Consider the following 22671-nt stretch of genomic DNA (forward strand, 5'->3'; position numbering starts at 1 on the left):
TCGCCCCGCACGACCTGCCCATCGCAGGCAGGACCATGCTCAGCGAGGGGGGAACGTCCGCTTCGGCTGGAGCCCGAAGCCGTGCTGCAGTGCCCACAGAACGGCGTTGCTGCGGCGCTCCACACCGATCTTGCGGTACGCCGAACGGATGTAGGACTTGACCGAGTTGATGCTCACGTAGATCGCCCCGGCGATGTCCTGGTTGCTGAGCCCCTGGGCGATCAGGGCCAGCACCTCGCTCTCTCGGGGGGTCAGGCCCCATTCGCGCCCGGGCCAGTCGCCGAGGTCCGCGTCGGCACGGGGCTCGACCGGTGCACGCGTGATCACCGATCCGGCGTGGATCTCCTCCAGGGCTGCGACGAGCTCTTGGGCGGGCATCGCCTTCGACAGGTGGCCGACGGCACCCTGGTCGAGAGCGCTCGCAGCCGAGCGGTTGTCCTCAGGCCAGGTGAAGACGACGACCTTCGGTCCGCCCGGGCGAACGAGCCGGGACAACCCCAGACCCCGGCCCTCGACAAGGGCGAAGGTGTCAAGCAGGACGATGTCCACGTCACTGACCACCGGCACCTGGTTGTCCAGCTCGACGACCTCGATGCGGTCGCGAAAGCCGGCGAACATGCTGGCGACGCCCGCGACGACGACTTCGTAGTCGTCGACGACGGCGATGCGTATCGGCTGTGCGTCAGGAGGCATGCGCGGACCCGGCCCACCAGGGATTCCAGCTCATGGATCCTCGACAGGTGTGCTCGACTGAGCTGTCACCACGCCATTGAGGTGTCGCAGGACGACGGCGGAAACAGCGACGACGGGGACGGCGAAGAAGGCGCCCACGACGCCGAACAACGTGGAGCCCAGAGTCACCGAGAGCAGGACGAGCACGGGATGCAGCTTCATGGTCCTGCTCTGCAGCCACGGGGACAGCACGTTCCCCTCGAGCTGCTGCACGACGACGATCACGGCAAGGATGATCAGAGCGCCCGACCAGCCGTTCGAGACCAACGCCACCAACACGGCGATCGCCCCCACCACGAAGGCGCCGACGATCGGGACGAAACCTCCGACGAAGGTCAGGATCGCCAGAGGCACAGCGAGCGGGACCCCCACCAGCAGCAGCGCCGCCCCGATGAACACCGCGTCGATGAAGCTGACCAGGGCCTGGGTCCGGATGAAGCCGCCCAGGGTCTCCCAGGAGTCGCGCAGGACCACGTCCAGGTGCTGGCCCGCCCTCGCCCCGGAGACCGACCGCAGCCACGGCAGGAACAACGGACCGTCCTTGAGGAAGAAGAACGTCAGGACGACCGTGATGATGAGTGTGATCGCCGCCGAGGTCACGGCGTTGACGCCCACGAGCACCCCCGAGGCGATGCTGCTGGCACTCTCGGTGAGTCGGCTCTGGGCGGCTTCGATCACCGTCTCGAACTGTTCGCGAGTGACGAACGGGCTGCTCTGCAAGAGGTCCTGCATCTGCCGGAGCCCGGCTGACGCGTCCTCGGCGATCTCGGAGGCCTGGCCGGCGACCGAAGGGGCCAGGAGGAACCCGAGCCCGGCGACCAGGGCCGCCCCGAGCAGCAGGACCAGGCCGGCGGCCCAGCTCGCGGGGCAACCGAGCGCCCGCTGTACTCGACGCATCAGGGGCTGCAGGATCGTGGTCAGGATCAGAGCGAGCAGCAACGGGAGGAGGATCGTCCAGACCCGACCGATCAGGTTCCCCGCCACGTAGGCACCCAGGACGATGAGCAGCCAGCGCAGGCTCCAGGTCGCGGTCCAGGTCAGGCCATCGCCGATCACGTGTTCGCGAGAGGGCGCCGCCCCTCCGGGTGCCGGCTCCTCCCGACGCGGACCGTCGCCGAGCGAGACGGACAGGACCTCCTTCCCGAAGAGCACGCCCTCCCCAGGTCGCTCGGCGGTCTCGGGGTCGGCAGTGGGCGTCGACCGAGCCCACGGCCTCACGAAGTCGAACATGGCCCGCGGCCCAGCCGGATGAGTGCTCCGCGACCGCAGTCGCGTGCGTCGACCTGCTCGAGCCCCAGTTCAGGGTGCGCATCCAGGTGCCGGCGTACCGCTGCCACCTGCGCCAGGTCGGCCACCTGCAGGATCGCTGCGCCCGCTGGCGCCAGATGCGTGCCGATGACCTGGAGGCAGGCCGCCACCAGGTCGAACCCGTCCGGCCCACCGTCGATGGCCACGACCGGATCCTCGGGATACCTGGCCACCGAGGTGGTCGGCAGGTACGGCGGATCGGCGATGACGAGCGGAAAGGTCTCACCAGCGTCCAGCACCTCATCCATCGGACCGCACCTGACGTGCACGCGATCAGCCATGCCGGCACGTCGCGCGTTTCGCACGGCGTACTCGCAGGCGACCGGGTCGAGGTCGACCTGGGTGAGCTCGCGGGCATGCTCCGCGATCGCCAGCAGCCCGATGTGGCCAGCCCCCGAGCACACCTCGAGGACCGCACCGGGGGGCAGGTCGGCGAGCAGCTCACTGGCCCAGTGGGACTGGGCCGCGGTCCAGGGCCTCGGCTCGATGATGCGACTGTCGAACGAGATCCGCAGTCCGTCGAAGTCCATCTCCCGCTCAGCGGCCGAGACGGTCTCTGCGCTCATGCGCCCGCCTCAGTGTTCCGCGGGAGCGGTCGTCGCGGCGCTCGATGGGGCGTCACGAGCTTGTGGGTCCCGTCGCACCACGGGCGGGTCGCACTGTGGCCGCAGCGGCAGACCGCGCTGACCGGCCGGGTGGTCAGGTGCTCAGCCCCGTCCTCGTCGGTCACCACATGGTCGCCGCGCAACAGCATCGGACCGTTCGGGCACAGGACGACATCGCCGTGCGAGTAGACCTCGCAGCTCATGCGCTGACCCCCCACTGCCCGAGCATGCGTCGCGCGAACCGGTCCGCGAGGTCCAGGCTGGTGAACGCGCCGAAGAACAGGTCGTCGCGCAGATAGGGCTCGTGGGCGAGCACCGCTGCGCAGATCACCCGCACGGCCAGCTGCTCGTGGACCGCGTCGGCTTCCACGTGCTCCTCGTAGTAGTCGATCATCTCGCGCGGGAAGGAGAGCCGGGCCAACCCCTGCGCCATCCGTCGAGAGGGCAGCGAACTGGTCGCCTCGAATGCGGCCAGATGCCCCAGTGCTGCAGCCCGCAGGCGACGGTTGAGGCCGAACATGGACATCGCGTTGCTGTCCTCGAGCACCTCCAACGAGGCCTCGTCGATGTAGGCGCCATAGGCCCCGCTGAGGCCACTGGCCTCCAGGCCCTTGGCGAACAGGTGGGCGTGCAGTTGATTGGGATCGCCGGCGCCGTACTCGTCGAAGAGCAGCTCCACCAGGCCGGCCTTCGCAGCGGGCGGCAGCCGGGGCACCAACCAGGACGTCGGGTCGGACTCCTTGAGGTGGTAGATCGACTTGAGCCGGAGCAGATCAAGCACCTGCTGGCGGTCCGCCCGGCCCTTCACGTAGGACGCCAGGGAGGGACCGTCGAAGGCCGCAACGTAGTCGAAGAACGAGCTCGCGAAGTCTTCAGCGCCGGTCGGTGCCACGTACCGGCTGCGCAGGTCGGCCTCGAACCTGCGCTCCAGTGCCAGACGAACGCGAAGGAGGTCGGGGTGCCACTCCAGGTCCTCGTCGGCATCGTCGAAGCCCTGGTAGTGCAGCTCGTACAACGCCCACAGCGCGATGTGCAGGTCCTCGGGATCATCGACACGCACGCCGAGGGGGACCTGACATCCGCGGTCGGGGTCGCGCAAGGCGGCGAAGACCGCCTCGCTCACTTCACCGCGGGCCTTCGGCATCAACATCTCGTCATCACTCCCACCTCGCGTCGCCGGACCTGTCCTGTACCCAGGAAGCCGGCGGGATATCTCAGATCCGGGCGGAACGTCCCCGCCCGGCAGGACCGAGCCACCCGATGGGCGACGGTCGCATCAAGACAGTCCGACGCGGGTACCGGGGCGGGGTGGATGACATGGTCCGGACCGTCGGCATCGAGGAGGAGTTCCTCCTGGTGGATCCCGGCACGGGACGCGTGCGAGCCGAGGCTGCCGACGTGCTCCGAGGCTGCCGCTCGCGGTTGGGGACGTGGACCGGTGGCCGCCCAGCTGCCCACTCGAACCCGGAGGCCAAGGAGGAGTTCTTCCAGGAGGAGGTCGAGCTCGCGACGCGACCGTGCCGGAGCATGGAGGAGCTGGCGGCGCAGGTCATCGTGGGACGAGAGGCGTTGGCCGAGTCGGCCGCCGACAACGCGGTGGCGGCCGTCGCACTCGGACTTCCGCCTCTGGGAGAGGGACCCGGCACTGTCAGTCCCGGCCCGCGCTACCAGCACATCCACCGGACGTACGGCGAGCTGGCCAGCCGTTCGCTGATGTGTGCCCTCCACGTCCACGTGCAGGTCGAGAGCCAGTCCGAAGCCGTCGCCGTGCTCGACCGGCTGCGCCCGTGGCTACCCCTGATCGTCGCCATGACCAGCAACTCTCCCTACCACGGCGGACAGTCCACCGGACATCAGAGCTGGCGCTCACGACTCTGGGAGATGTGGCCCAGCAGCGGACCGCCTGAGGCATTCCGGACGGAGGCCGCTTACCGCGCGACCGCGGACCGACTCGTGGCCTGGGGCGCCGCCCAGGACCCCGCACTGCTGAACTTCGGGGCCCGGGCCTCGGCCACGTATCCCACCGTCGAGATCCGGGTCGGCGACTCGTGCACCGAGGCAGCCGACAGCCTGCTCGTGGCGGCGCTGGTCCGGGCTCTCGTGGAGACCTGCGCCAGGCGCTGGGCCACCGGAGTCGATGGCCCGTCGTGGCGCAGCGAGGAACTGCGTGCCGCGCACTGGCGCGCGGCACGCTACGGGCTGTCCGGAGAACTGGTCGATCCACTGGAGCTGCACCTCGTGCCGGCCGCCACAGCCCTGCGTCAGCTGCAGCACGAGGTCACGCCCGCCCTGCGAGACGCGGGCGACGAGGAGCTCGTGGCAGCGGAACTGGCGCGGTTGCTCGACACCGGCAGCGGGGCAGACCGCCAGCAGCAGGTCTTCGCTGCGACCGGGAGCCTGCCCGCGGTCGTGGCGGACGCGCACCGGCGTACGGCCGGTCCCGCGCACGCCCCGCACTCGGTGCCGCCGCGCCGCTGAGAGGGACGGGTCTCAGGAGGCTGGGCGGGAGTAGTCGGCGCGGTAGATGTCGGGCTCCAGGTAGATGGAGGTGGCCATCGGGTCGGCGGTGCGGATCGCCAGCTCGGCCGCATCGATGGCGGCAGCGATCTCCCCCGCGGGGGTCTCGGCCGAAACACCGAACTTCACCGCGACCAGCAGCTGCTCGGGACCGAGGTGCAGCGTCTTCATGTCGATGACGCGCTCGATCCCCGGCGTCGCCTCGAGCGCCTGCAGGATCTGCTGCTGAGCCTCCTGCGTGGCTGCCTCCCCCAGGAGCAGGCTCTTGGTCTCCACCGCCAGCAGCACAGCGACGACGACCAACAGGATGCCGATCATGGCGGTGCCGGCGACGTCGAAGTAGTAGTTCCCGGTGATCAGGGACAGGCACACGGCGAGCAGCGCGAAGACCAGACCGAGGAGCGCTGCGAGGTCCTCGAGCAGGATCACCGGGAGCTCGGGCTGCTTGGAGTGCTTGATGAAGTGGGCATACGAGGCGTCACCGCGCACCTTGTCGGTCTCGATGATCGCGGTGCGGAAGGACAGCGTCTCCAGCACGATCGCAATGCAGAGTACGGCGATCGGCACCCACCACCACTCCCCGGCGTCCTCGTGGTGGCCCGTCCGGATCTCGTGAGCCTTGTGGTACGCCTCGTAGAGCGCGTAGAGGCCCCCCACCGTGAACAGCACGATCGACACGATGAACGCGTAGAGGTACCGCTCCCGGCCGTAGCCGAACTGGTGCTGCGCCGTCGCGGGGCGCTTCGACTGCTTGCCACCGACCAGGAGAAGCACCTGGTTGCTGGCGTCGGCGACGGAGTGGATCGCCTCGGCCAGCATCGAGCTGAGCCCGGTCAGGAAGAAGGCGATGAACTTCGTGATCGCGATCCCTGTGTTCGCGATCAGTGCCGCGACAACTGCCTTGGTTCCACCGTCGACCGCCATGGACCGACGGTACCGAGCCCCGGGCCGGCCCCTCATGACCCAGCGTGGAGGAGTCGTCGGCGCGGCTGACGGCCTGCTTCACCCCCGGTGGATGAGGCGCCTTGCGCAGAGTTCGGTGCACCCTGGCGATGGTCCGCATCCACGCGGAGGCACTGGTGCCTGGCCCGGACCACGACCGTCGTACCCCGCGAGTGGTCCGTTGTATCCGTATCTCGACACCTACCGAAGGAAACCGATGGACTCGATCACGACCAACTTCTGGGACGTCCTGCTCTGGAGCTTCTGGTTCTTCATCTGGATCTCCGCCGTCATGGTGTGGTTCCGCTGCATCTTCGACATGTTCGGCGACCGGACGTTGAACGGCGGCGCCAAGGCCGGGTGGGCCGTCGTGCTCATCCTGCTGCCGTGGATCGGCGCCCTGATCTACCTGATCGCGCGTGGCCAGAGCATGGCCGAGCGCCAGATGGCACTCGTGGCCCAACAGCGCAGCGCGCAAGAGCAGTACATCCAGCGCGTGGCCAGCACCTCGGGTGGCGCTGCTGAGCAGATCGCCAGCGCCAAGTCGCTGCTCGACTCCGGCACGATCAACCAGGCCGAGTTCGAGACCCTCAAGGCCAAGGCCCTGGCCTGACCACCCGACCCACCACTTCCGAGGACAAGGACGTTCAACGATGAGTGACAGACCTTCAGAATCAGTGCGGCCGTTCTCGCCGGTCCACGATGACTACGTTGCACCAGGCCAGCCCAGTGCGTGGTCGGGATGGGTCGACTTCGCGGCCCTCATGATGGTGCTGATCGGCACCCTGCACGTCATCCAGGGCATGGTCGCCCTGTTCAATGACGAGTACTACCTGGTCACCCAGGGAGGCCTCGTCGTCACCGCGGACTTCACCGCCTGGGGCTGGGTGCACGTGCTGTGGGGGGCACTGTTGATCGCAGCCGCATTCGCCCTGTATGCCGGCAAGACCTGGGGTGCTGTGGTCGCCGTGGTCCTGGCGATGTTCAGCGTGATCATCAACATCGGCTTCCTCGCCGCCTACCCGATCTGGTCGGTCATCATGATCACGATCGACATCCTGGTGATCTGGGCGCTCACGGTTCACGGTCCTCGACCCCGACGCTGAGCGAAGGGACGGTAGCCAACCGTCCGACCAGGGCCCGCGACCACACCAGGTCGCGGGCCCTGGCGCCTACTCGAGGCGAGCCAGTACGCCGGGTCGGCTCAGGCGGGCGGTTCGATCAGGTTCAGTGACCGAGCCCGTCGGATCGCGTCGTTGCGTCGGTTGACCGCCAGCTTCCGCAACAGGTTGCGCACATGGGTGCGCACGGTGTTGACCGACACGAACATGGTGGCCGCGATCTCCTCGGTGCTCAGCAGCTCGGCGAGATGGCCGAGCACCTCGCGTTCCTTCGCGGACAGTGGCTCGATGACGCAGCCGTCCGGCAGCCGGAAGGCCGCCGCCCCGCTAGCGAGGGCGGGCGAAGGGGCGCGCGCACCGACGGCTCGGAGTCCAGGCACGGCGGGCTCCTGGACAGCGCCCGCGTACCAGCCCTCCGCTTGGCGCTGGAGGCTCGACAGTCGGGAGGGCGAGGTGTCAGCGAGCTCGGCGCGCAGCAGGTCGCGCAGCAGCGGGTGGTACTCGAACCACCCGGGTGCGTCCCCGACCTCGTCCAGGAGGAGGTTGCTCCGGGAGAGGCTCGCGAGGGCACGTGCGGCCGCCGGACCCCCAAGCTCCTCGATCAGACCCGGCTGCAGCACCTCGACCACCGAGGTCCGGAGCAGGAGCTCGCGCGACTCAGTCGGCAGGGTGTCGAGCATCTCCGTCCTCAGGTACTGCGCGACGTTCCCCGTGTCGCCGCGCAGCCGGCTGATCGCAGCGACGGGATCGCTGGAGCGGTCGACCCACCACAGCGCGAACCGCAGCCCGGCAGCCCAGCCGCGGGTGCGTTCCAGCAGCGCCTCCACCGACGACTCCGCGAACTGCGTCGGCGCGGCGTGCACCAATCGCCGGGTCTCGGCCGAAGTGAATGCCAGGTCGGCCATCCGCACCTCGGTGATCGCCTCGGACAATCGGAACCGATGCAGTGGCAACGTCGGGTCCGCCCGGGTCAGGAGGATCAGCCGGAGCTGTCCCGCGCTGTGGCTGAGCAGGAACGCCAGGTCGGTCGCCAGCTCGGCATCGGCTATCTCGTAGCCGTCGAGGACCAGAACGAGCGGAGTGTCCAGCCCCGCCAGGCACACGCCCACGTCGGACACCATGTCTCGATGCATCAGCACGGAATCGCCGTACGCCGCGACCGGCGGCGCCACGCCGCAGCGTCGCAGGCTGGCCAGGACGAGCGGCCACAGGATGTCCGGCCGCTCGTCTCCCGGCTCGAAGGTCACCCACCCCAGCCTCTCGTCGGGTCGCCGCCGCTGCCGTTCGAGTGCCCAGGACGCTCCGACGGTCGTCTTGCCACTGCCAGCGGCGGCGCTCACCAGGGTCAGGGGTCGTTCGGCACCCGCATCGAGCATCGCGTGGAGGCGTGGCCGATCGACGTGGTGACGAGGCAGGACCGGGATGACGGCTCGTGCCTCAAGAACTGGATCGGGCGGCGCGGTGCGCTCATCAGTGACGTACTCACGCATCATCGTGGCCATGTTCGCCACCTTCTCCGTCGCCGAGGCGAGACGTCCTCACCCGTAGTGGGTAACCGGGCAAGGCAACGCCCAGCCCCGTCAGTCCGGTGTGACCCCGCGGCCCAGCCGCCGCACCTCGACAAGCTCCAGTCCGAGCGACTGGATGCGCAGGAGTACGCCGTACAACGCCGCCTGGTCGGCGAGCACCCCGGACAACACGGTCTCGCCGCCCACCACGGTCGAGTGCAGGTCCTCGAAGTCCTCCCAGGTGTCTGCCGGCAGACTGCCACGGACATGGATCTCGAACGCCTTCGCGAACACCTGCACCACCTCCAAGCGGACCAGAGGCCCAGCATGTCTCGATGGTGTTCCCGGCACGTCACCCACAGAAGGTGACGTCTGCGTACGATCTGGCACGATCTGTCCGCAAAGGTGGCGCAGCGCCCGCACCTCCGTCAGAGTCTGATCACGTGTTCGAGGCAATTCAGGCAAGGGGGACGGGATGAGCGAGGCGCCCGCCGGATCGGTGCCCCGGGGAGCAGAGCGGCCGCTCGACGTGATGGCCTCGAAGTTGATCCGCCCCCGAGTTCCCGCCTCGTTCGTGTCGAGACCACGCCTGGACGAGCTGCTTTCGACCGGGTCGACACGGACATTGACGGTGGTCAGCGCCGGGGCGGGCTGGGGCAAGACGTTGGCCGTGGCGCACTGGGCAGACTCGATCAGCACGACGCCTGTGGGATGGCTGTCCCTGGATCCTGGCGACAACGAGGTGGGCCGCTTCTGGTCCTGCTTCCTGGCCGCCCTCCACGAGGCCGGTGCAATGACCGCGGACGGTCCGCTCGTCGGTTTGCTGCCAGGCATGGGAAGCGCGGCAGACACCTTCCACCGGCTCAGCGCCGGGTTGGCCGCACTCCCCCGCACAGTCGTCGTGGTCCTGGACGACTTCCACCTCATCACAGACCCGACGATCCTCGAGCATCTCGCGACCCTGCTGCACCACCGCCATCCCCGACTGCGCCTGTGCCTGCTCACCCGCACGGATCCGGCCCTCCCGCTGCATCGCCTGCGACTCAACGACGAGGTGGTGGAAGTCCGGTCGCGCGACCTCGCCTTCGGCGTCGGCGACGCCTCCGAACTCCTCGCAGCGCACCACGTCCCCGTGGATCACGACGATGCGGTGGCCCTGGTGGATCGCACAGAGGGCTGGCCGGCCGGACTCCGACTCGCCGCTCTCTTCCTCGCACGAGAAGACACCGAGCGGAGCGTTGACGACTTCGCGGGCGACGATCGGGCGGTGTCGACCTACCTCGCGGAGGAGGTGCTCGCCAGCCTGCCTCCCGAGGTGCAGACCTTCCTGCTGAGGACGTCCGTCGTCGAGCGGCTGTCGAGCAGCCTCGCGGAAGTGCTCACCGGGCAGACCCAGAGCCAGCGGCACCTCGAGACGCTCGAGGCCTCCAACACCTTCGTCGTCGGGATCGGCCCCGGCCGGCAGTGGTTCCGCTACCACGCGCTCATGCGGGAGATGCTGCAGCACCGCCTGCGGGTGGACGAGCCCGACCAGCTGCCGATCCTGCATCGACAGGCTGCTGCTTGGTACGGCGAGCACGGGCACCCGGTAGACGCCCTCCGGCACGCAGCCGAGGCAGCTGACTGGGATCTTGTCGGCGAGCTGTTCGTCACCCAGGCCGCGCCCCTCATCGTCACGGTCGAACGGTCGGCGATCCGAGCACAGCTCGCGCGGATCCCTCCCGCCCGGATGGGCGAGTCCGCGGCCCTGGCACTGTGCGGAGCGGCGCTGATGTTCTTGGACGGCCGGTTCCTGGATGTCCAGGCGCACCTGGACATCGCCATCACCCTGAGGGAGCGCCACCCCGGCCCCACTGACGTCGCGGTCCACGTGGCCCTCCTGGCCCTGACCAGCCCGGCCACGCGGGCACGCGGAGACATGCACGGACTCATCCGTGCAGCTCGCCGATCCCTCGTGGAGCTCGCCGGCCCGGCCGCGATGATCCCGGCCGGTCCCGCCTACCGAGCGGTCGCCCTGGGGAACCTCGGCACCGGACTTCTCTGGGCAGGTCAGCTCGCGGAGGCAGAGCACCGGCTCCGCGAGGCCCTGACCGCGGCAGATGAAGCGGGCGTCGAGGCGACCAAGATCAACGTCCTGGCGCATCTCGCGCTGGTCTCCACCATCGGCGGCGTCATCGACGAGGCAGGCGAGCACGGGAACCGGGCCGCGGAACTGGTGGCGGCACGGGGCTGGGCACCGTTGCCGCAGGTCGCTACCGCCTACCTCTCCCTGGCACTTCTCCAGTTCGAGCGCAACGATCTCGACGGGGCGCAGCTCCTCCTCGAGCAGGGCAGGACAGCCGGGAACCACGAAGCCACTGCCCGGTGGGCGCTGGCGATCGTGCAGTCGCAGATGTTCTCCGCACGAGGTGATGTCGCGTCCGCCCGGGCGGAGCTGAGCAGGGTCCCGTCGGAGGTGGCCGATCGCGACGACCTCACCCTCCTGGGGCACTGGCGAGCACTTGCCCAGGCCCAGGCCGACCTCGCCGAGGGAGACGCCGCCTCCGCGGCGCGGCTCGCACCGCAAAGAGATGGCCCGTTCGTCACCCAGGAACTGATCTGCCTGGCCAGGGCGGCGCTGCACCAGGACGAGCCTCGGCGAGCCGACGAACTGCTCCATAGCGCCAGGGAGCAATCGCCGACCGGTGGTCACTCGACGGTCGAGGTGTGGCTCCTGACCGCCGTCGCCGCTGATCGCCTCCGCGAGGACGGCAGGGCCCTGGATGCGCTACGACGGGCCCTGGACGCCTCACAGGCGACGTCGGTCCGCCGCCCGTTCGCCGCTGTCGACCCAGTGCCGCTGCTGCGTCTGCTCGATCGGCTGAGCGTCGTGAGCCCGGAGCGCACTGAGGTCATCGAGGACATCCGCACGATCGTCCTGCCCACCTCGTCGCCGCGGGTTGGCCCCGGTTTGACCGAGCCACTCACCGACCGCGAGCTGAGCGTCCTGCAGTTCCTGCCGGCCATGATGACCAACGACGAGATCGCTGCCCAGCTCCATGTGTCAGTGAACACGGTCAAGGCCCATCTCAAGGGCCTCTTCCGCAAGCTCGGCGTCTCCAGCCGCCGACAGGCCGTCGTGCGCGGACGAGAGCTCGGCCTGTTGGCCGGTCTCGCCCTGGCGGAGGAGCGGTGAGGGTGCTCACCGCCACCGTGGCGGGGCGACATCATCCATCAACCGTCACCCGGATGGCGCCGCGCTGAGCGGCAGCTGCCCGGCAGCGCGGCTGCTAGCCTCGAAGCATGGAGCTCGGACTCCGCCGCAGAACCAGCGGAGACGGCACCACGGCGTGCCTGATCTGTGGCAGCCGGCGACTCACCTCGAAGCGGCTCACCTATGCCCGCGACCGGAAGCTGTCGGCGCTCGTGGTGGTCTGCGGTGCCTGTGGCTACAACCACCTTCCCGAACACGTCCCGAGTCGCTATCGGTCCAAGACCGACATGGAGGAGCTGCCGAACGGGCATCCCCGGTTGGGCACGCGGGAGACTCCGGGGCGTGAGTTCCACATGAGCAAGATGGGCCTGGACATCCTCGGTGGCAGGAATCGCCGGGTCCTGATGTACGGCGCCGGGCGTAGCCTGGACAACCACCACATCGCCGCTCTGCCCGAGGTCTCCACAGTCGCGATCAGCGACATCATGAAGGTCCGTGACGACGCAGAGTTCATCGATGCCAACGACCCGCCCCGCCGAGCGTTCGACGTGGTGGTGGCCAGCGAGGTGATCGAGCACTTCCGCAATCCGCACGAGGACTTCGCCAGGCTGCTCCGACTGGTCAGCAGGAAGGGCCTCCTCGTCTGCGGAACCAACATCCATGACGGTGGCATGCTCACCCGGGACCGCTACATCTACTACCCGGACCACACGTCGTACTACTCCCCGCGGGCCCTGCGCCTGGTCGCCCGTCGGGCCGGCGTACGCCTCGACTTCCGCTCACCGCTGGTCGGCCAGCGCTCACGCAAGCGCTACGTCCTGATGTCGCGATCCTCGCGCGTGATGGACGACGTCGCCGACTACTTCGGACGAGAGCCCTACGCGCCCTCCGAGGTGGCCCAGCCGCGGACGATGCCGCAGCGCAGTCACCAGCAGTGGCGCTCGGTCACCTGACGGCCCGTCAGGACCGGCGCGACCTCGCGCGGCAAGGCGCGCCCGATGGCCGAACAGACACCACAGGCACACCCACTCGATGAGCGGATGTGCCTGCGACTGCGAATGTGTGGACCTGCGTAGAGACTTTGAGAACACCCGCCAAGCCCACGAAACAGTGCATTCCCGCTGGTCACGAGGGTACTACCGGACCCAGGTGAGGGCCGTTGAACCCCCGATTCGGGACTCACGGGGGCCGATCGTGGGTGCTGTTGGGAAAGTTCAAACATTCCTGACCCCGGCCCAGGTCGAGGCGTTGGTCGCGTCGTATCGGGTCGGCACGAGCACCGCGGAACTGAGCGAGACCTTCGGAATCCACCGGCGTACGGTCGTCGTCCACCTACATCGGCAGGGCGTTCCACTCCGCCGCGACGGACTGGCGCCCAAGCACGTCAAGACTGCGATGCAGCTCTACGAGGAGGGCTGGTCGCTGGCCCAGATTGCCACCAAGTTCGGCACCACAGCGAACACCGTCCGCGCTGTCCTGCGAACCCAGGGAGTCGAGATGCGGAAGCCCTGGCACCACCTACAGAATCGCTAGCTTGGGACACGTACTGGTCCACGAGCTGCCCACATCAGTCGGCTCAGCGCGCTCCGTGGCGGCCCGCCGGCATCACAATGACTGGTACGTCCTCTCGATGAGCTCGACAGCCGAACCGAGCCCGCTGGGCAGATTCGTCGGCTCCGTCCGGCATGCTCTTCTTGGAGTCGCGCCGCGTCCTGACCAGCGCGGCACGATCGAAGCGAGGCAAGGAGACATCGGTGCCCGAGAGCCGCCACAAGTATCTGTACGAGCGTCTCGGCGACCAGGGCTTCCAGCTCTTGGTCAACGCACTTCTCATCGCGCAGTTTCCCGACTACCGCCCGCTACCCGTTCGTCAGTCTGACCGCGGGCGCGACGGCATCCGGAAGGCAGACGGCGACTCGCTGATCTACCAGGTCAAGTGGTCGGTCACTGGCAGCGAGAAGAAGCCTGTTTCATGGCTGACTAGCGCGATCAAGACCGAAGACAAGAACATCAAGGCGCTCATCGCCGAAGGAGCGACGCAGTACGTCCTGGTTACCAATGTGGCGAGCACCGGCGGAAAGCAGGGGTCGTTCGACGCGCTCGACCGCGAGCTTCAGTCACTGAGCAAGACCTACGGCGTCGATATGCAGTGCATGTGGCGGGAGACCATCGACTCCCTCGTCGACAATGCCGACGACGCCGTGAAGTGGTCGCACGCTGACATGCTGGCTGGCTGGGACCTCATCAGCTACCTCATCGACCGTCGATTCAAGGCCGACCGGGACAGCGGCCTTCGCGAACTGCTACACAAGGTTGCCGCCACGCAGTGGGACGAAGACGACACCGTCAAGTTCAGCCAGGTCGACATCGAGCGGGAACGGGTCGCCGATCTGTTCGTCGACGTGACCGCTGAGCGTATCCGCGGCCCGCTTGCCAGCAAGAACGATCACCAGGTCGAGCCGTTCGTCGGCGGCGCGGCTGCCTACCTTCTGCGCGACAAGACACCGTTCACCTTGATCCGGGGAGCACCGGGGCAAGGGAAGTCGACGTTGAGCCAGTACGTGTGCCAGGCCCATCGGGCTGCGTTCGTCCAGGACACTGACCGGAAGGAGGCGCTACCGCGCGTCAAGACACCTCGATTCCCCATCCGTTTCGATCTCAGCGACTACGCGGTCTGGACGAAAGGTGTCGATGTCTTCGAGACGTCAGAGACCACACCGAGACGGACCAAGGCCCGATCGGCCGCCCAAAGCACGATCGAGTGCTTCTTGGCGGACCTGCTGAGCCACGCGAGCGGTGGCTTGCCCGTCACTGCGGAGGACGTCCAGACGCTGCTTCAGCGCGTGCCCTCCCTCATCGTGCTCGACGGTCTCGATGAGGTCGGCAGCCCGACCATCCGGGCCAAGGTGGTTCGGGCCATCGACAGCTTTACGAGCCGAGCTCGGTCGTATCACGTGCCGCCAAAGATCGTGGTGACCACCCGGCCAAGCGCCGGTGAGCTCCCGGAACCGTCGCCCGAACGGTTCGAGGTACTGATGCTGGCCCCTCTCGATACCCGCCAGCGGAATGAGTACCTCAACAAGTGGTGCCTGGTGCATGGCATCCGGGCCGCAGATGGCCGAACCCTCCGGAAGACGTTCAAGGAGAAGAGCGCCGAGCCGTACATTGGGGAGTTGTCCAGCAATCCGATGCAGTTGACGATCCTGCTCGAACTGCTGCACCAGCAGGGTATGGCGACGCCGACGCAGCGCACTGAACTCTATGACTCGTACATGAGTCTGCTGCTGGCTCGTGAGGCCAACAAACATCCACAGTCGGTGAAGAAGCATCGCACCGACTTGATGGAAATCATCCCCTTCCTCGGCTGGTACCTACAGTCTCGCAGCGAAGAGCGGGGGCTCGGCGGTCGGATGACGAGCCAGGAACTGGACGCGGCGATGCGCCACTTCCAGCGAACCTACGAGAAGCCAGAGTCCGTTGTCGACGAGCTCTTTGAGGCAACCACCGACCGCCTCTGGGCGCTCACAAGTAAGGAGGAAGGGGTCTATGAGTTCGAAGTGGTCTCGCTTCGGGAGTACTTCGCCGCTCGGTTCCTATACAAGTTCGCTGGAGAGGGCGACCGCGACTTCGATAGTGCGATCGTGTTCCGCGAACTGTTGCGTCGTCCGTACTGGCTGAACACCGCCCGTTTTTACAGCGGCAACGCCCACGGCAAGGAGATCTACGCCCTGACCGCGGGCATCCGCGAGGAACTCGCTGAGAACCCGGGCAAGCATGTCCATGTCGCCATCTGGACGCTGCTCACGGACGGAGTCTTCACAAGTCGCCCGAGCGAAGCCACCGCGATCATCGACCTGCTTCTGAGCGATACCGGCACCGACCACCTTCTCAGCGCTCTGGAGCGCAAGGAAATTCGTCCACTCCCAGACCTACCTTCATCGCTCGATCGCAACCCGACCTGGGCGAGGCTGACCGCGGCGATCGCGGCGAAGCCGGGTGACCCCGAGAACCGCCAGCGGGTGCGTGTGCTGCGCGAGTTGATGTCCCTGCGCACGCCCTTCGGCAAGTGGTGGGCCGAGCAGCTCACGACGGCTGTCGGGACGGCGACGGAACGCTTCTGGCTCGAACTCGGTGCGGCATGCGAGGCGGCGGCCGGCCTGACTCTTGATCCCCCGAACATCGACCTCACCCACGGGGGCGCTGAACTGCTACTCAACACCGGCTTCGCCCCACCGACAGGCAGCGCTCTAGAGAAGGCTCTTCTGCAAGCAGTTCTCGACGGCGAGTGCCCGTGCGTCACCTCGATCCGGTCGCAGCCAGCACAGATCGCTGCGGCGTTCTCCCCCGCTGCCTTTAGGACGACCTCTAACGTCGGCTTTGCCGGCCAGGAGGAGACGGCTAACCGTCGACGGACGGATGCCATCGCCACACTCCGCAGAAGCGGATCGCCGTTCGCGAAAGCAGCCGCAGCACGCCGCTTCAAGGCGGGCGAACGAGGCACCACCTACCCCTGGGCCAATGCCGCGACGCTCCTGTTCAACGAGGCCGGACGCTGCTGGCTAGCCTCGGAGATCGCGATCATCGGCGGCGCGGCACCACACCGATCCGGCCACACCACCACATCAGGCCCGACCCCCTTCGGCATGAACAGCCACCCCGCAACGATGCTCGCGCAAGGTCGCGCCAACGCGAAGTCAACTGAGTGGTGGCGACAGCAACTCAACCAGACCACCGATGACCTCTCGAAGGCGGAGTGGACGCTCGCCCTGTGGGCGATGGCATCGGGCGAGGTACTCAGCAACATCTTCACCGAATGGGAAGCCACGCTGGATGCGTTACCTCCCCTCCGCCGATCCGTCGTTCAGTCGGCTGCGCTTCGACTCGGTACGTGGGGGTTCCTCGCGCCTCGGAGCGTTCGGACGACGCCCAGGTCAGAGGATGCGCGCGCGTTGCTCGATGCCCGTGACGGCACGCGGCCCGTTGGAGCACCGGTTCCCGATGACCCGCAATCACCGCGGCCATCGGCACGCCGGCCGGCGCCGGGAGGTCGGCCTGCTCGCGGTCCGTCCGCTCCTGCGAGCGCGCCGCGATCGAATGCCCTGCTCGCGGTGGCGAAGCAGGACAAGTGGTTCCTCGTCGACAAGGCCCCCACATACCAGTAGGAGGCGATGGTCGGGCCACCGTCTTAGCCGGTGACCTCACCATGCGGAGCTCTCCCCTGTTTCGTCCAGCCCTGCCCCTTAACCTGACCTGCATGGCGTACTGGCAACACACTCCCGATGGCTTCGCCGATCGGCTGGGCGAGATCGCGGACCTGTTCGTCGCCAGCCGCGATGCCTTCTTTGATTCGGCAGACCGCTTCCACTGGAGCCCTGCTCCGGAGTCCCCCGCAGCACAGGCGGCGGCCGAGCTCCCATCACCCGACCTCGCTGTCTCCACGCCACGAGGAGAGACTGGGCACCGGCTTGTCGCTGAGGTCGTTCAGACCTACTTACTCACTGCAAGCGGTCATCTCGGGGGACTCGCGAGCCTCTACAGGAGCGGGGAGGTCATCTTCCCAACACCAGCGCTCATCCGCTCAACGATTGAGAACTGCGCACATGCGGTGTGGGTCCTGGGCGAAGACACTGACGACTCGCCCGAGAACCGCCTTGCCCGCGCCTACCTGGAAGAACTCGTGAGCGCGGAAGAAGCGAAGAAGAACGCCGGCCGGATGCGCGACAAGGCACACCCGAGTTACGTCTCAGCCAACAGGTACTACAAAGCCCTCAAGGCGGAGATTCTCGAACGCTTTCCCGGCACGACGCCTGCGAGCCTGGGTGGCGCACCCCGGACGTTGATCGGGCAGTCCCTACCCAATCTGGAGGCTGCCGTGGAGTGGATGTACGAACTGACCAAGAGCTACGGCGGAACGATCGACGGCCGAACGGCGACTGGCATCTACGGGTATCTGTCCAACATGACTCATCCGACTCTCTACCCCGCACAGCAGCGACGGGAGTGGACTTCAGACCCAGCGGCCGGTCACCCTGTGGCCCATCTTCGGGTCGATCTGGGCTCCACCGAGACCGAAGCGAGGGCAGCGCTCGCTGCGTTTTACAACGCTCTGACCTACACGACGTCCTACTTCGGCTGGCCCACGACGGTCGTTGATCACCTGACCGCGACGATCGACGAGTCGATGCCGACGTTCTTCGTGTGAAGAGTGAACAAGAAGACGGCCCGGGTGTCAGCTGGGCCGTCTCTTGTGAGGTGGAGTGGGTGTCTACGCGGAGGTAGTCCAAGGACCGACTCCCCGACCGGGTGCGTAGCCCATCGGAACAAACTGCTGACGCCGACGGGGCGACCGCTCAGCCAGCCGCGCCCGGAGCAGGAGGCCGACGCTGACCGGAGCCATGACGGCGAGTTTGAGAGCGTCCCAGATCAGGACCAGGACCACGATGTTGAGCCAGCCCGGCGCACCGCGCTCGATCAGGGCGGAGGTGAAGCTCGCCGCGAAGAGGTAGGCGGGCACAAGCATCAGCGCGGCAGGGATGCCCCACTTGAGGCCGCTCCGAGACCGGATCGCATCGAGTGCGATGTTGCTCGGTGCGTAGCAGCGAAGGAACCAGCGGAACCGAGTGCTGGCGGTGACGATGAGCCTGAACATTGGGATCAGTCCTTCCTGGAGAGTCGGTGGCTCGCGCCGGACTCGGCGGCCACGAGGGCGAGGAGCGAGGCGGTCGGCGATGCTGCGCCGATCGGGTCGTCACCAGACTCGGCGACGTAGACGGCGACTCCGGCGGCGTTGAGATCGTCCAGCAGTTCGACGAAGGCTGGCGCGCTACGGCTGAGCCGGTCGTGGCTGGCAACGATGAGCGAGTCGAACTCGCCAGCGGCGGCATCGGTGCGGAGCTTGTCGAGCGCGAGACGTGAGCTGCCTGTTGCGGCGTAGAGGTGCGTAGCGGTGGCACCGATCCTGGTGGCAAGGTCGGTGCAGGCGTTGCGCTGAGTTCGGTGGGCGGCGTCGTTGTCGAAGGCGGTGCGGGTGTAGATCGCGGTGGTCATTGGACGGTCCTCTCGTAGGGTCCGGCAGCAAGAACCTTGAAGGACCATCCCGACTTCGGAGGGTCAATGCCGTCGCTGCGAGAGCGTCGGCGCCGCGTGAAGGCTGCCTCGTCTACGACGATACGCCACCCTGCCGACAAAGTGCGAGAACGAGAGTGCGCCGCTACAGGCCGATAGTGCGACTTGCGCTCGTCGTTGCCTGTGGGGACGTGTTGCGTGCGATTTGGCTGGCGCGCTCGGCAGCCGACCGGGCGCGAGCGGCGTCGTTGCGCTGGGTCTCGGTCTGGGGCTGAGGCCCGAGCGTCGAGACAGTCGTGACGCCGTAGCGGTCGCGGTAGGCGGCAACGGTGGCGACGTGCTGGAGCCAGCGGCGTCGTTCGCGTTCGCCGACAGGCGGCCGGCCGAGCTTGTTCAGCCACGGTGCGTGCTCGGCGACGGCACGCTCCGCGAGTTCGTGCGCGCGGGTCTCGATGAGTTCGCGTCGCTCGTCGAGAGCAGTCCGCATCTCCGGGGTCATGTCGCCCTGCGCTTCGGGGATGAGCCCGGCGATGAGCGCGGGAGTCTTGCGCCGACGGCCACCGGGCGGCTGCTTGGCGACGATCTCCACCCGGTGTTGAAGCACGGCCGCTGCGTCGACGGCGCCGTCGAGGGAGCGTCGTGCCACGAGCTTCGGGAGGAGCTGGTCGACGTCGCGCCCGATGGCCTCGGCACGACGGAGCGCAGCAGTGAGCGGACCGAAGGCATCAGAGGTAAGGACTGCTTCGACGTCCTCAGGTGTGAGGTTGCTAGCCCGCATGAGCCGGGTCCAACGGTCGCGTTGTGCGGCGGCTGCGATGGTGTCGTACTCGGCACCGATCTGAGCGATGGAGGTCTTGGCTTCCTGCTCGGCTTCGATCATCTGGTGGGCCGACAGATCTACCCCGGAGTGCTGGAGCACGCCGTAGAGAACGGTGCGGGCGTTCACGTCGTCGGGGTGCGGCGCGGCGTGGCTGTCGTCAGGCGTGTCGAGCGCGACGTAGGCGATGTTGGCGTCCCGACCTCGGGTCATGGAGACGTAGAGGTTCTCCCGAGTGGTGGTCGCGGACACGACGACGTGAGCGGTGTCGACGGTGATGCCTTGGGCGCGGTGCGCGGTGATGGCGTAACCGAGGTCGACGTGCTCGGCAACGTAGTCGGTCGGCAGGGCGACGGTGGCTGCCCAGCGGAGTCCCTGGCGGCGTACGACGAGGGTGCCGTCGGGACGGACATCTGTGACCTTCCAGCGGTCGCCGTTGCGGACCCACCCTCCACGAAGCGACCGGATGCGGCGATCGTTCTGCCTGGTGATGACCAGATCACCGACAGAGGCCCGGGCGCCTTCGGCGAGGACGGCTTCGCGGGTGGCGTCGGTTTCGCCGTCGAGGATTCGTTCGGCCCGCGCTCGGGCGTTCAGGGCTGCGACGGCTTGGCTGGACTCGGTGACCAGCACGCTGGCGAGTCCGGCTTGGGAGTCAGCGCGCCAGGCGAGGTAGGCGGCGTCGATCATCTCGTCGGTCGTACCCTCCCGGAGGCGCTTCTCTCGGGAGTAGGTGCCGATTGCCTCGACGCGTCCGTCGCGCAGGTCGAGGGAGGCGGTCTTCTCCCATTCGTGGGTGAAGCGGTGGATGTCGCGCAGTTCAGGGGTGTCGTCGCGGGCGGACGCGAGCAGCGCGAACGCGCCTCCGGCGTCCACGGACTGCAACTGCGCCCAATCGCCAACCAAGAGGAGCTTGGCTCCTGCCTCGGCGGCGATGGCAGCGAGCCGGTCGAGCGTACGGGTGCTGGCCAGGCTCGCTTCATCCACGATGACGAGCTGGTCCTTGGCGAACCCGGCGCGGTGGTTGTCGTATTCGTGGAGCCACTTGGCGGTGTTCTCACACGCGATGCCGATGTCATCCGCGAGCACCTGTGCCGCTGCTGCCGAGGGCGCAAGACCAACGACGCTGTTGGTGCCGTGCTCCGTGCTCCATGCGCCGCGCAGGGCACGCATCGCGGTCGTCTTCCCTGCCCCGGCAGGTCCGACGAGCAGGTCGATTCGGCGGCCGGAAGTAGCGATCGCGGTCAAGGCAACCGTCTGCTGGTCGCTCAGTTGCTGGCGGTCGGCCGGGCGAACTGCGACGGCCCGCACGACCTTGGCCGGAACGACAGCGGCGTTGCGGTCCTCAGCACCTATCAGCAGCCGATCCTCCGCAGCCAAAGTCTCAAGCGATGAGTAGACGACCGAGTGGCGAGGACGGAAGACGCTGGTCCCGTCCTCGCGGCGGAACTCCGCCGGACTGAGCGCGACCTCGCCCGGTGTGAGCGCGATGGAGCAGCCCTCGGCGGACTCGACGATCATGGCCGTGATCGCCTCGCGGTCCTCGACGCTGGCGAATCGCCAGCCCATCGTCTGCCGTGCGGCCTCTGCCCAGAGGTTCCAGTGTCGCCAGGTGGCGCGCTTCTCACTCACTGCCGAGACGACCCGCGAACCTACGTCGCCGATCAGGTCGAGGGGCACGTCGCTAGCGCGCAACACCTGCGGCGCCGAGCCTGACAGGGGTCCGGTGGTGAGGTTGCGTGCCCATTGCGTCGGGTCTTCATCGAGCAACCGTGCGGCCCGCGAGCGCCATGCTCCGGTCAGCTCGGCGAGTGAGTGGACGTGCTTCTCAGGCCGGGTGGCGAGGGTGGCCTGGGCGCGGAGCTTGATGACGGTGGTGCGTGAGGGTTGCCGTCCGTAGCGGGCGACGTACTCGGCGATGCGGCGGTCCTTCTCGATCTCGATGGCGCGGCCTCGGGAGGAGAACTCGGTGACGAGCCGGTCCGGGACACCGACGATCTCCCACGACGGGTTGCGGTCCTCGCCACGGGCACGCCGTTCCCATTCCAGACCGAAGGTGCCGGTGAGTCGGTCGGCCAGCACGGCGTTGTAGTGCTCCGAGAGCGCGACCACCGAAGCGTGCATCGGGCGGCTGTCCAGGCTGCGCCACTTGCCGTCCAAGAGGGTCTTGACCTTGTTGCTGATGACGACGTGGGTGTGTAGTTGCGGGTCTCCACAGCGAGAGTCCCAATGGTCGTACGCCGTCGCGGCGATGCCCGCCACGTCGACCTGTGCAACCGCTCCATCCCGGGCCGCAACACCCGCGCGGGTGGCGGCAACCTCCCGTTCCAGGAACGCAACGACCTCCGCAACGGCCGCATGGTGGGCCTCGACCAGCATCTCCTGGGTGCCGGCGTCGCCAACGCCCCACAACACCGAGACCGACTTCGGAACGGAGAAGGTGAAGTCATAGCCCGCAACCGCACGGTTCTTGCCCTTCTCTGTCTCCTCAGCCTCGATCCGCGCCACCTCGACATCGCGTTCCTCGCCACTCAGCCCAGAGTCGAGTTCCGCGACGCGGGCGGTGATCCGGTCAGCAACGGACTGGTACTTCGGGAACGCGCGGCCCAACTGGTCGCCCGTGAGCGGGTCGCGGCCCTGGCCGAGCAGCAACGCGAGCTGGTCCTCACCGACGGTCGCGCCGGGCGCGAGTTGGCCGTCTCCGAAGGCGTGAACCCCGCTCCCGAGCCAGTAGCCCGGAGGGGTTCCTGTCTCCTCGTAGTACCGCGTCAGCGGCGTCGAGAGCGAGCGGTCCCCGTCCCCGGCCACGACCGAACGCAGCAGGTACTCGTAGCCATCTCCGGCGCTCATCACGCGCATCGAA

Annotated in this window: 19 protein-coding genes; 8 read left to right on the forward strand and 11 right to left on the reverse strand. The window is 67.7% G+C overall.

The window, feature by feature from the left end:
- Positions 1-39 precede the first annotated feature (39 nt).
- From AB7I40_RS21895 to AB7I40_RS21915, 5 genes are read right to left on the reverse strand one after another with little or no spacing between them, the layout of a single operon-like run.
- A complete protein-coding gene (locus AB7I40_RS21895) occupies positions 40-693 on the reverse strand; it encodes a response regulator transcription factor (RefSeq protein ID WP_428347094.1) in 654 nt (217 codons plus the stop codon).
- A gap of 30 nt (positions 694-723) precedes the next feature.
- Complete coding sequence (locus AB7I40_RS21900; RefSeq protein ID WP_428347095.1) at positions 724-1962, reverse strand: AI-2E family transporter; 1239 nt, start codon at positions 1960-1962, stop codon at positions 724-726.
- A complete protein-coding gene (locus tag AB7I40_RS21905) occupies positions 1947-2606 on the reverse strand; it encodes a methyltransferase domain-containing protein (RefSeq protein ID WP_428347096.1) in 660 nt (219 codons plus the stop codon). The genes AB7I40_RS21900 and AB7I40_RS21905 overlap by 16 nt, the downstream gene beginning before the upstream one ends.
- Positions 2603-2848: a CDGSH iron-sulfur domain-containing protein gene (locus AB7I40_RS21910; RefSeq protein WP_428347097.1), complete on the reverse strand. Its 246-nt coding sequence runs from the start codon at positions 2846-2848 to the stop codon at positions 2603-2605. The genes AB7I40_RS21905 and AB7I40_RS21910 overlap by 4 nt, the downstream gene beginning before the upstream one ends.
- On the reverse strand, positions 2845-3789 hold the full coding sequence (locus tag AB7I40_RS21915; RefSeq protein WP_428347098.1) for an iron-containing redox enzyme family protein: 945 nt from the start codon (positions 3787-3789) through the stop codon (positions 2845-2847). Before AB7I40_RS21915 ends, AB7I40_RS21910 begins: the two co-directional genes overlap by 4 nt.
- A 173-nt stretch (positions 3790-3962) precedes the next feature.
- On the opposite strand from AB7I40_RS21915, the gene AB7I40_RS21920 reads away from it, so the two are divergent.
- On the forward strand, positions 3963-5123 hold the full coding sequence (locus AB7I40_RS21920) for a carboxylate-amine ligase (RefSeq protein WP_428347099.1): 1161 nt from the start codon (positions 3963-3965) through the stop codon (positions 5121-5123).
- A gap of 12 nt (positions 5124-5135) precedes the next feature.
- Here AB7I40_RS21920 and AB7I40_RS21925 read toward each other — a convergent pair whose 3' ends face one another.
- Positions 5136-6086, reverse strand: a complete 951-nt coding sequence (locus tag AB7I40_RS21925; protein WP_428347100.1) for a cation diffusion facilitator family transporter — start codon at positions 6084-6086, stop codon at positions 5136-5138.
- Between the two features lie 235 nt (positions 6087-6321).
- Between AB7I40_RS21925 and AB7I40_RS21930 the strand changes: the two genes are divergently transcribed.
- Positions 6322-6717 carry a PLDc N-terminal domain-containing protein gene (locus tag AB7I40_RS21930; RefSeq protein ID WP_428347101.1) on the forward strand — a complete coding sequence of 132 codons (396 nt, stop codon included), beginning with the start codon at positions 6322-6324 and terminating at the stop codon, positions 6715-6717.
- Between the two features lie 40 nt (positions 6718-6757).
- Positions 6758-7210, forward strand: a complete 453-nt coding sequence (locus AB7I40_RS21935) for a DUF7144 family membrane protein (RefSeq protein ID WP_428347102.1) — start codon at positions 6758-6760, stop codon at positions 7208-7210.
- 98 nt (positions 7211-7308) lie between these two features.
- Here AB7I40_RS21935 and AB7I40_RS21940 read toward each other — a convergent pair whose 3' ends face one another.
- Entirely contained in the window at positions 7309-8727 is a 1419-nt protein-coding gene (locus AB7I40_RS21940) for a LuxR C-terminal-related transcriptional regulator (protein ID WP_428347103.1), read from the reverse strand.
- A 78-nt stretch (positions 8728-8805) separates the two neighbouring features.
- Positions 8806-9027 carry a hypothetical protein gene (locus AB7I40_RS21945; protein ID WP_428347104.1) on the reverse strand — a complete coding sequence of 74 codons (222 nt, stop codon included), beginning with the start codon at positions 9025-9027 and terminating at the stop codon, positions 8806-8808.
- Positions 9028-9208: 181 nt separating this feature from the next.
- Here AB7I40_RS21945 and AB7I40_RS21950 point away from each other — a divergent pair, with 181 nt between their 5' ends.
- The 5 genes from AB7I40_RS21950 (at position 9209) to AB7I40_RS21970 (ending at position 18128) form a co-directional block, all read left to right on the forward strand.
- On the forward strand, positions 9209-11908 hold the full coding sequence (locus AB7I40_RS21950) for a LuxR C-terminal-related transcriptional regulator (protein ID WP_428347105.1): 2700 nt from the start codon (positions 9209-9211) through the stop codon (positions 11906-11908).
- Positions 11909-12015: 107 nt separating this feature from the next.
- Positions 12016-12879 carry a class I SAM-dependent methyltransferase gene (locus AB7I40_RS21955; RefSeq protein WP_428347106.1) on the forward strand — a complete coding sequence of 288 codons (864 nt, stop codon included), beginning with the start codon at positions 12016-12018 and terminating at the stop codon, positions 12877-12879.
- Between the two features lie 241 nt (positions 12880-13120).
- Entirely contained in the window at positions 13121-13459 is a 339-nt protein-coding gene (locus tag AB7I40_RS21960; protein ID WP_428347107.1) for a terminase gpP N-terminus-related DNA-binding protein, read from the forward strand.
- Positions 13460-13680: 221 nt separating this feature from the next.
- Positions 13681-17088 (forward strand): NACHT domain-containing protein, encoded by a 3408-nt coding sequence (locus AB7I40_RS21965; protein ID WP_428347108.1) that lies wholly within the window; start codon positions 13681-13683, stop codon positions 17086-17088.
- Positions 17089-17180: 92 nt separating this feature from the next.
- Complete coding sequence (locus tag AB7I40_RS21970) at positions 17181-18128, forward strand: hypothetical protein (protein ID WP_428347109.1); 948 nt, start codon at positions 17181-17183, stop codon at positions 18126-18128.
- 63 nt (positions 18129-18191) lie between these two features.
- On the opposite strand, the gene AB7I40_RS21975 is transcribed toward AB7I40_RS21970, so the two are convergent.
- The 3 genes from AB7I40_RS21975 to mobF form a co-directional block, all read right to left on the reverse strand.
- A complete protein-coding gene (locus AB7I40_RS21975) occupies positions 18192-18575 on the reverse strand; it encodes a sulfate permease (RefSeq protein WP_428347110.1) in 384 nt (127 codons plus the stop codon).
- 5 nt (positions 18576-18580) lie between these two features.
- Positions 18581-18973, reverse strand: a complete 393-nt coding sequence (locus AB7I40_RS21980) for a recombinase family protein (RefSeq protein ID WP_428347111.1) — start codon at positions 18971-18973, stop codon at positions 18581-18583.
- Between the two features lie 163 nt (positions 18974-19136).
- Positions 19137-22658 (reverse strand): MobF family relaxase, encoded by a 3522-nt coding sequence (gene mobF, locus AB7I40_RS21985; protein WP_428347112.1) that lies wholly within the window; start codon positions 22656-22658, stop codon positions 19137-19139.
- Positions 22659-22671: the final 13 nt, after the last annotated feature.

The organism is Nocardioides sp. (assembly GCF_050246775.1).
Lineage (GTDB): Bacteria > Actinomycetota > Actinomycetes > Propionibacteriales > Nocardioidaceae > Nocardioides.

Coding starts and splice junctions, on each gene's coding strand:
- AB7I40_RS21895 (WP_428347094.1), bottom strand. CDS start 693: ATGCCTCCTGACGCACAGCCGATACGCATCGCCGTCGTCGACGACTAC.
- AB7I40_RS21900 (WP_428347095.1), bottom strand. CDS start 1,962: ATGTTCGACTTCGTGAGGCCGTGGGCTCGGTCGACGCCCACTGCCGAC.
- AB7I40_RS21905 (WP_428347096.1), bottom strand. CDS start 2,606: ATGAGCGCAGAGACCGTCTCGGCCGCTGAGCGGGAGATGGACTTCGAC.
- AB7I40_RS21910 (WP_428347097.1), bottom strand. CDS start 2,848: ATGAGCTGCGAGGTCTACTCGCACGGCGATGTCGTCCTGTGCCCGAAC.
- AB7I40_RS21915 (WP_428347098.1), bottom strand. CDS start 3,789: ATGCCGAAGGCCCGCGGTGAAGTGAGCGAGGCGGTCTTCGCCGCCTTG.
- AB7I40_RS21920 (WP_428347099.1), top strand. CDS start 3,963: ATGGTCCGGACCGTCGGCATCGAGGAGGAGTTCCTCCTGGTGGATCCC.
- AB7I40_RS21925 (WP_428347100.1), bottom strand. CDS start 6,086: ATGGCGGTCGACGGTGGAACCAAGGCAGTTGTCGCGGCACTGATCGCG.
- AB7I40_RS21930 (WP_428347101.1), top strand. CDS start 6,322: ATGGACTCGATCACGACCAACTTCTGGGACGTCCTGCTCTGGAGCTTC.
- AB7I40_RS21935 (WP_428347102.1), top strand. CDS start 6,758: ATGAGTGACAGACCTTCAGAATCAGTGCGGCCGTTCTCGCCGGTCCAC.
- AB7I40_RS21940 (WP_428347103.1), bottom strand. CDS start 8,727: ATGGCCACGATGATGCGTGAGTACGTCACTGATGAGCGCACCGCGCCG.
- AB7I40_RS21950 (WP_428347105.1), top strand. CDS start 9,209: ATGAGCGAGGCGCCCGCCGGATCGGTGCCCCGGGGAGCAGAGCGGCCG.
- AB7I40_RS21955 (WP_428347106.1), top strand. CDS start 12,016: ATGGAGCTCGGACTCCGCCGCAGAACCAGCGGAGACGGCACCACGGCG.
- AB7I40_RS21970 (WP_428347109.1), top strand. CDS start 17,181: ATGGCGTACTGGCAACACACTCCCGATGGCTTCGCCGATCGGCTGGGC.
- AB7I40_RS21975 (WP_428347110.1), bottom strand. CDS start 18,575: ATGTTCAGGCTCATCGTCACCGCCAGCACTCGGTTCCGCTGGTTCCTT.
- AB7I40_RS21980 (WP_428347111.1), bottom strand. CDS start 18,973: ATGACCACCGCGATCTACACCCGCACCGCCTTCGACAACGACGCCGCC.
- mobF (WP_428347112.1), bottom strand. CDS start 22,658: ATGAGCGCCGGAGATGGCTACGAGTACCTGCTGCGTTCGGTCGTGGCC.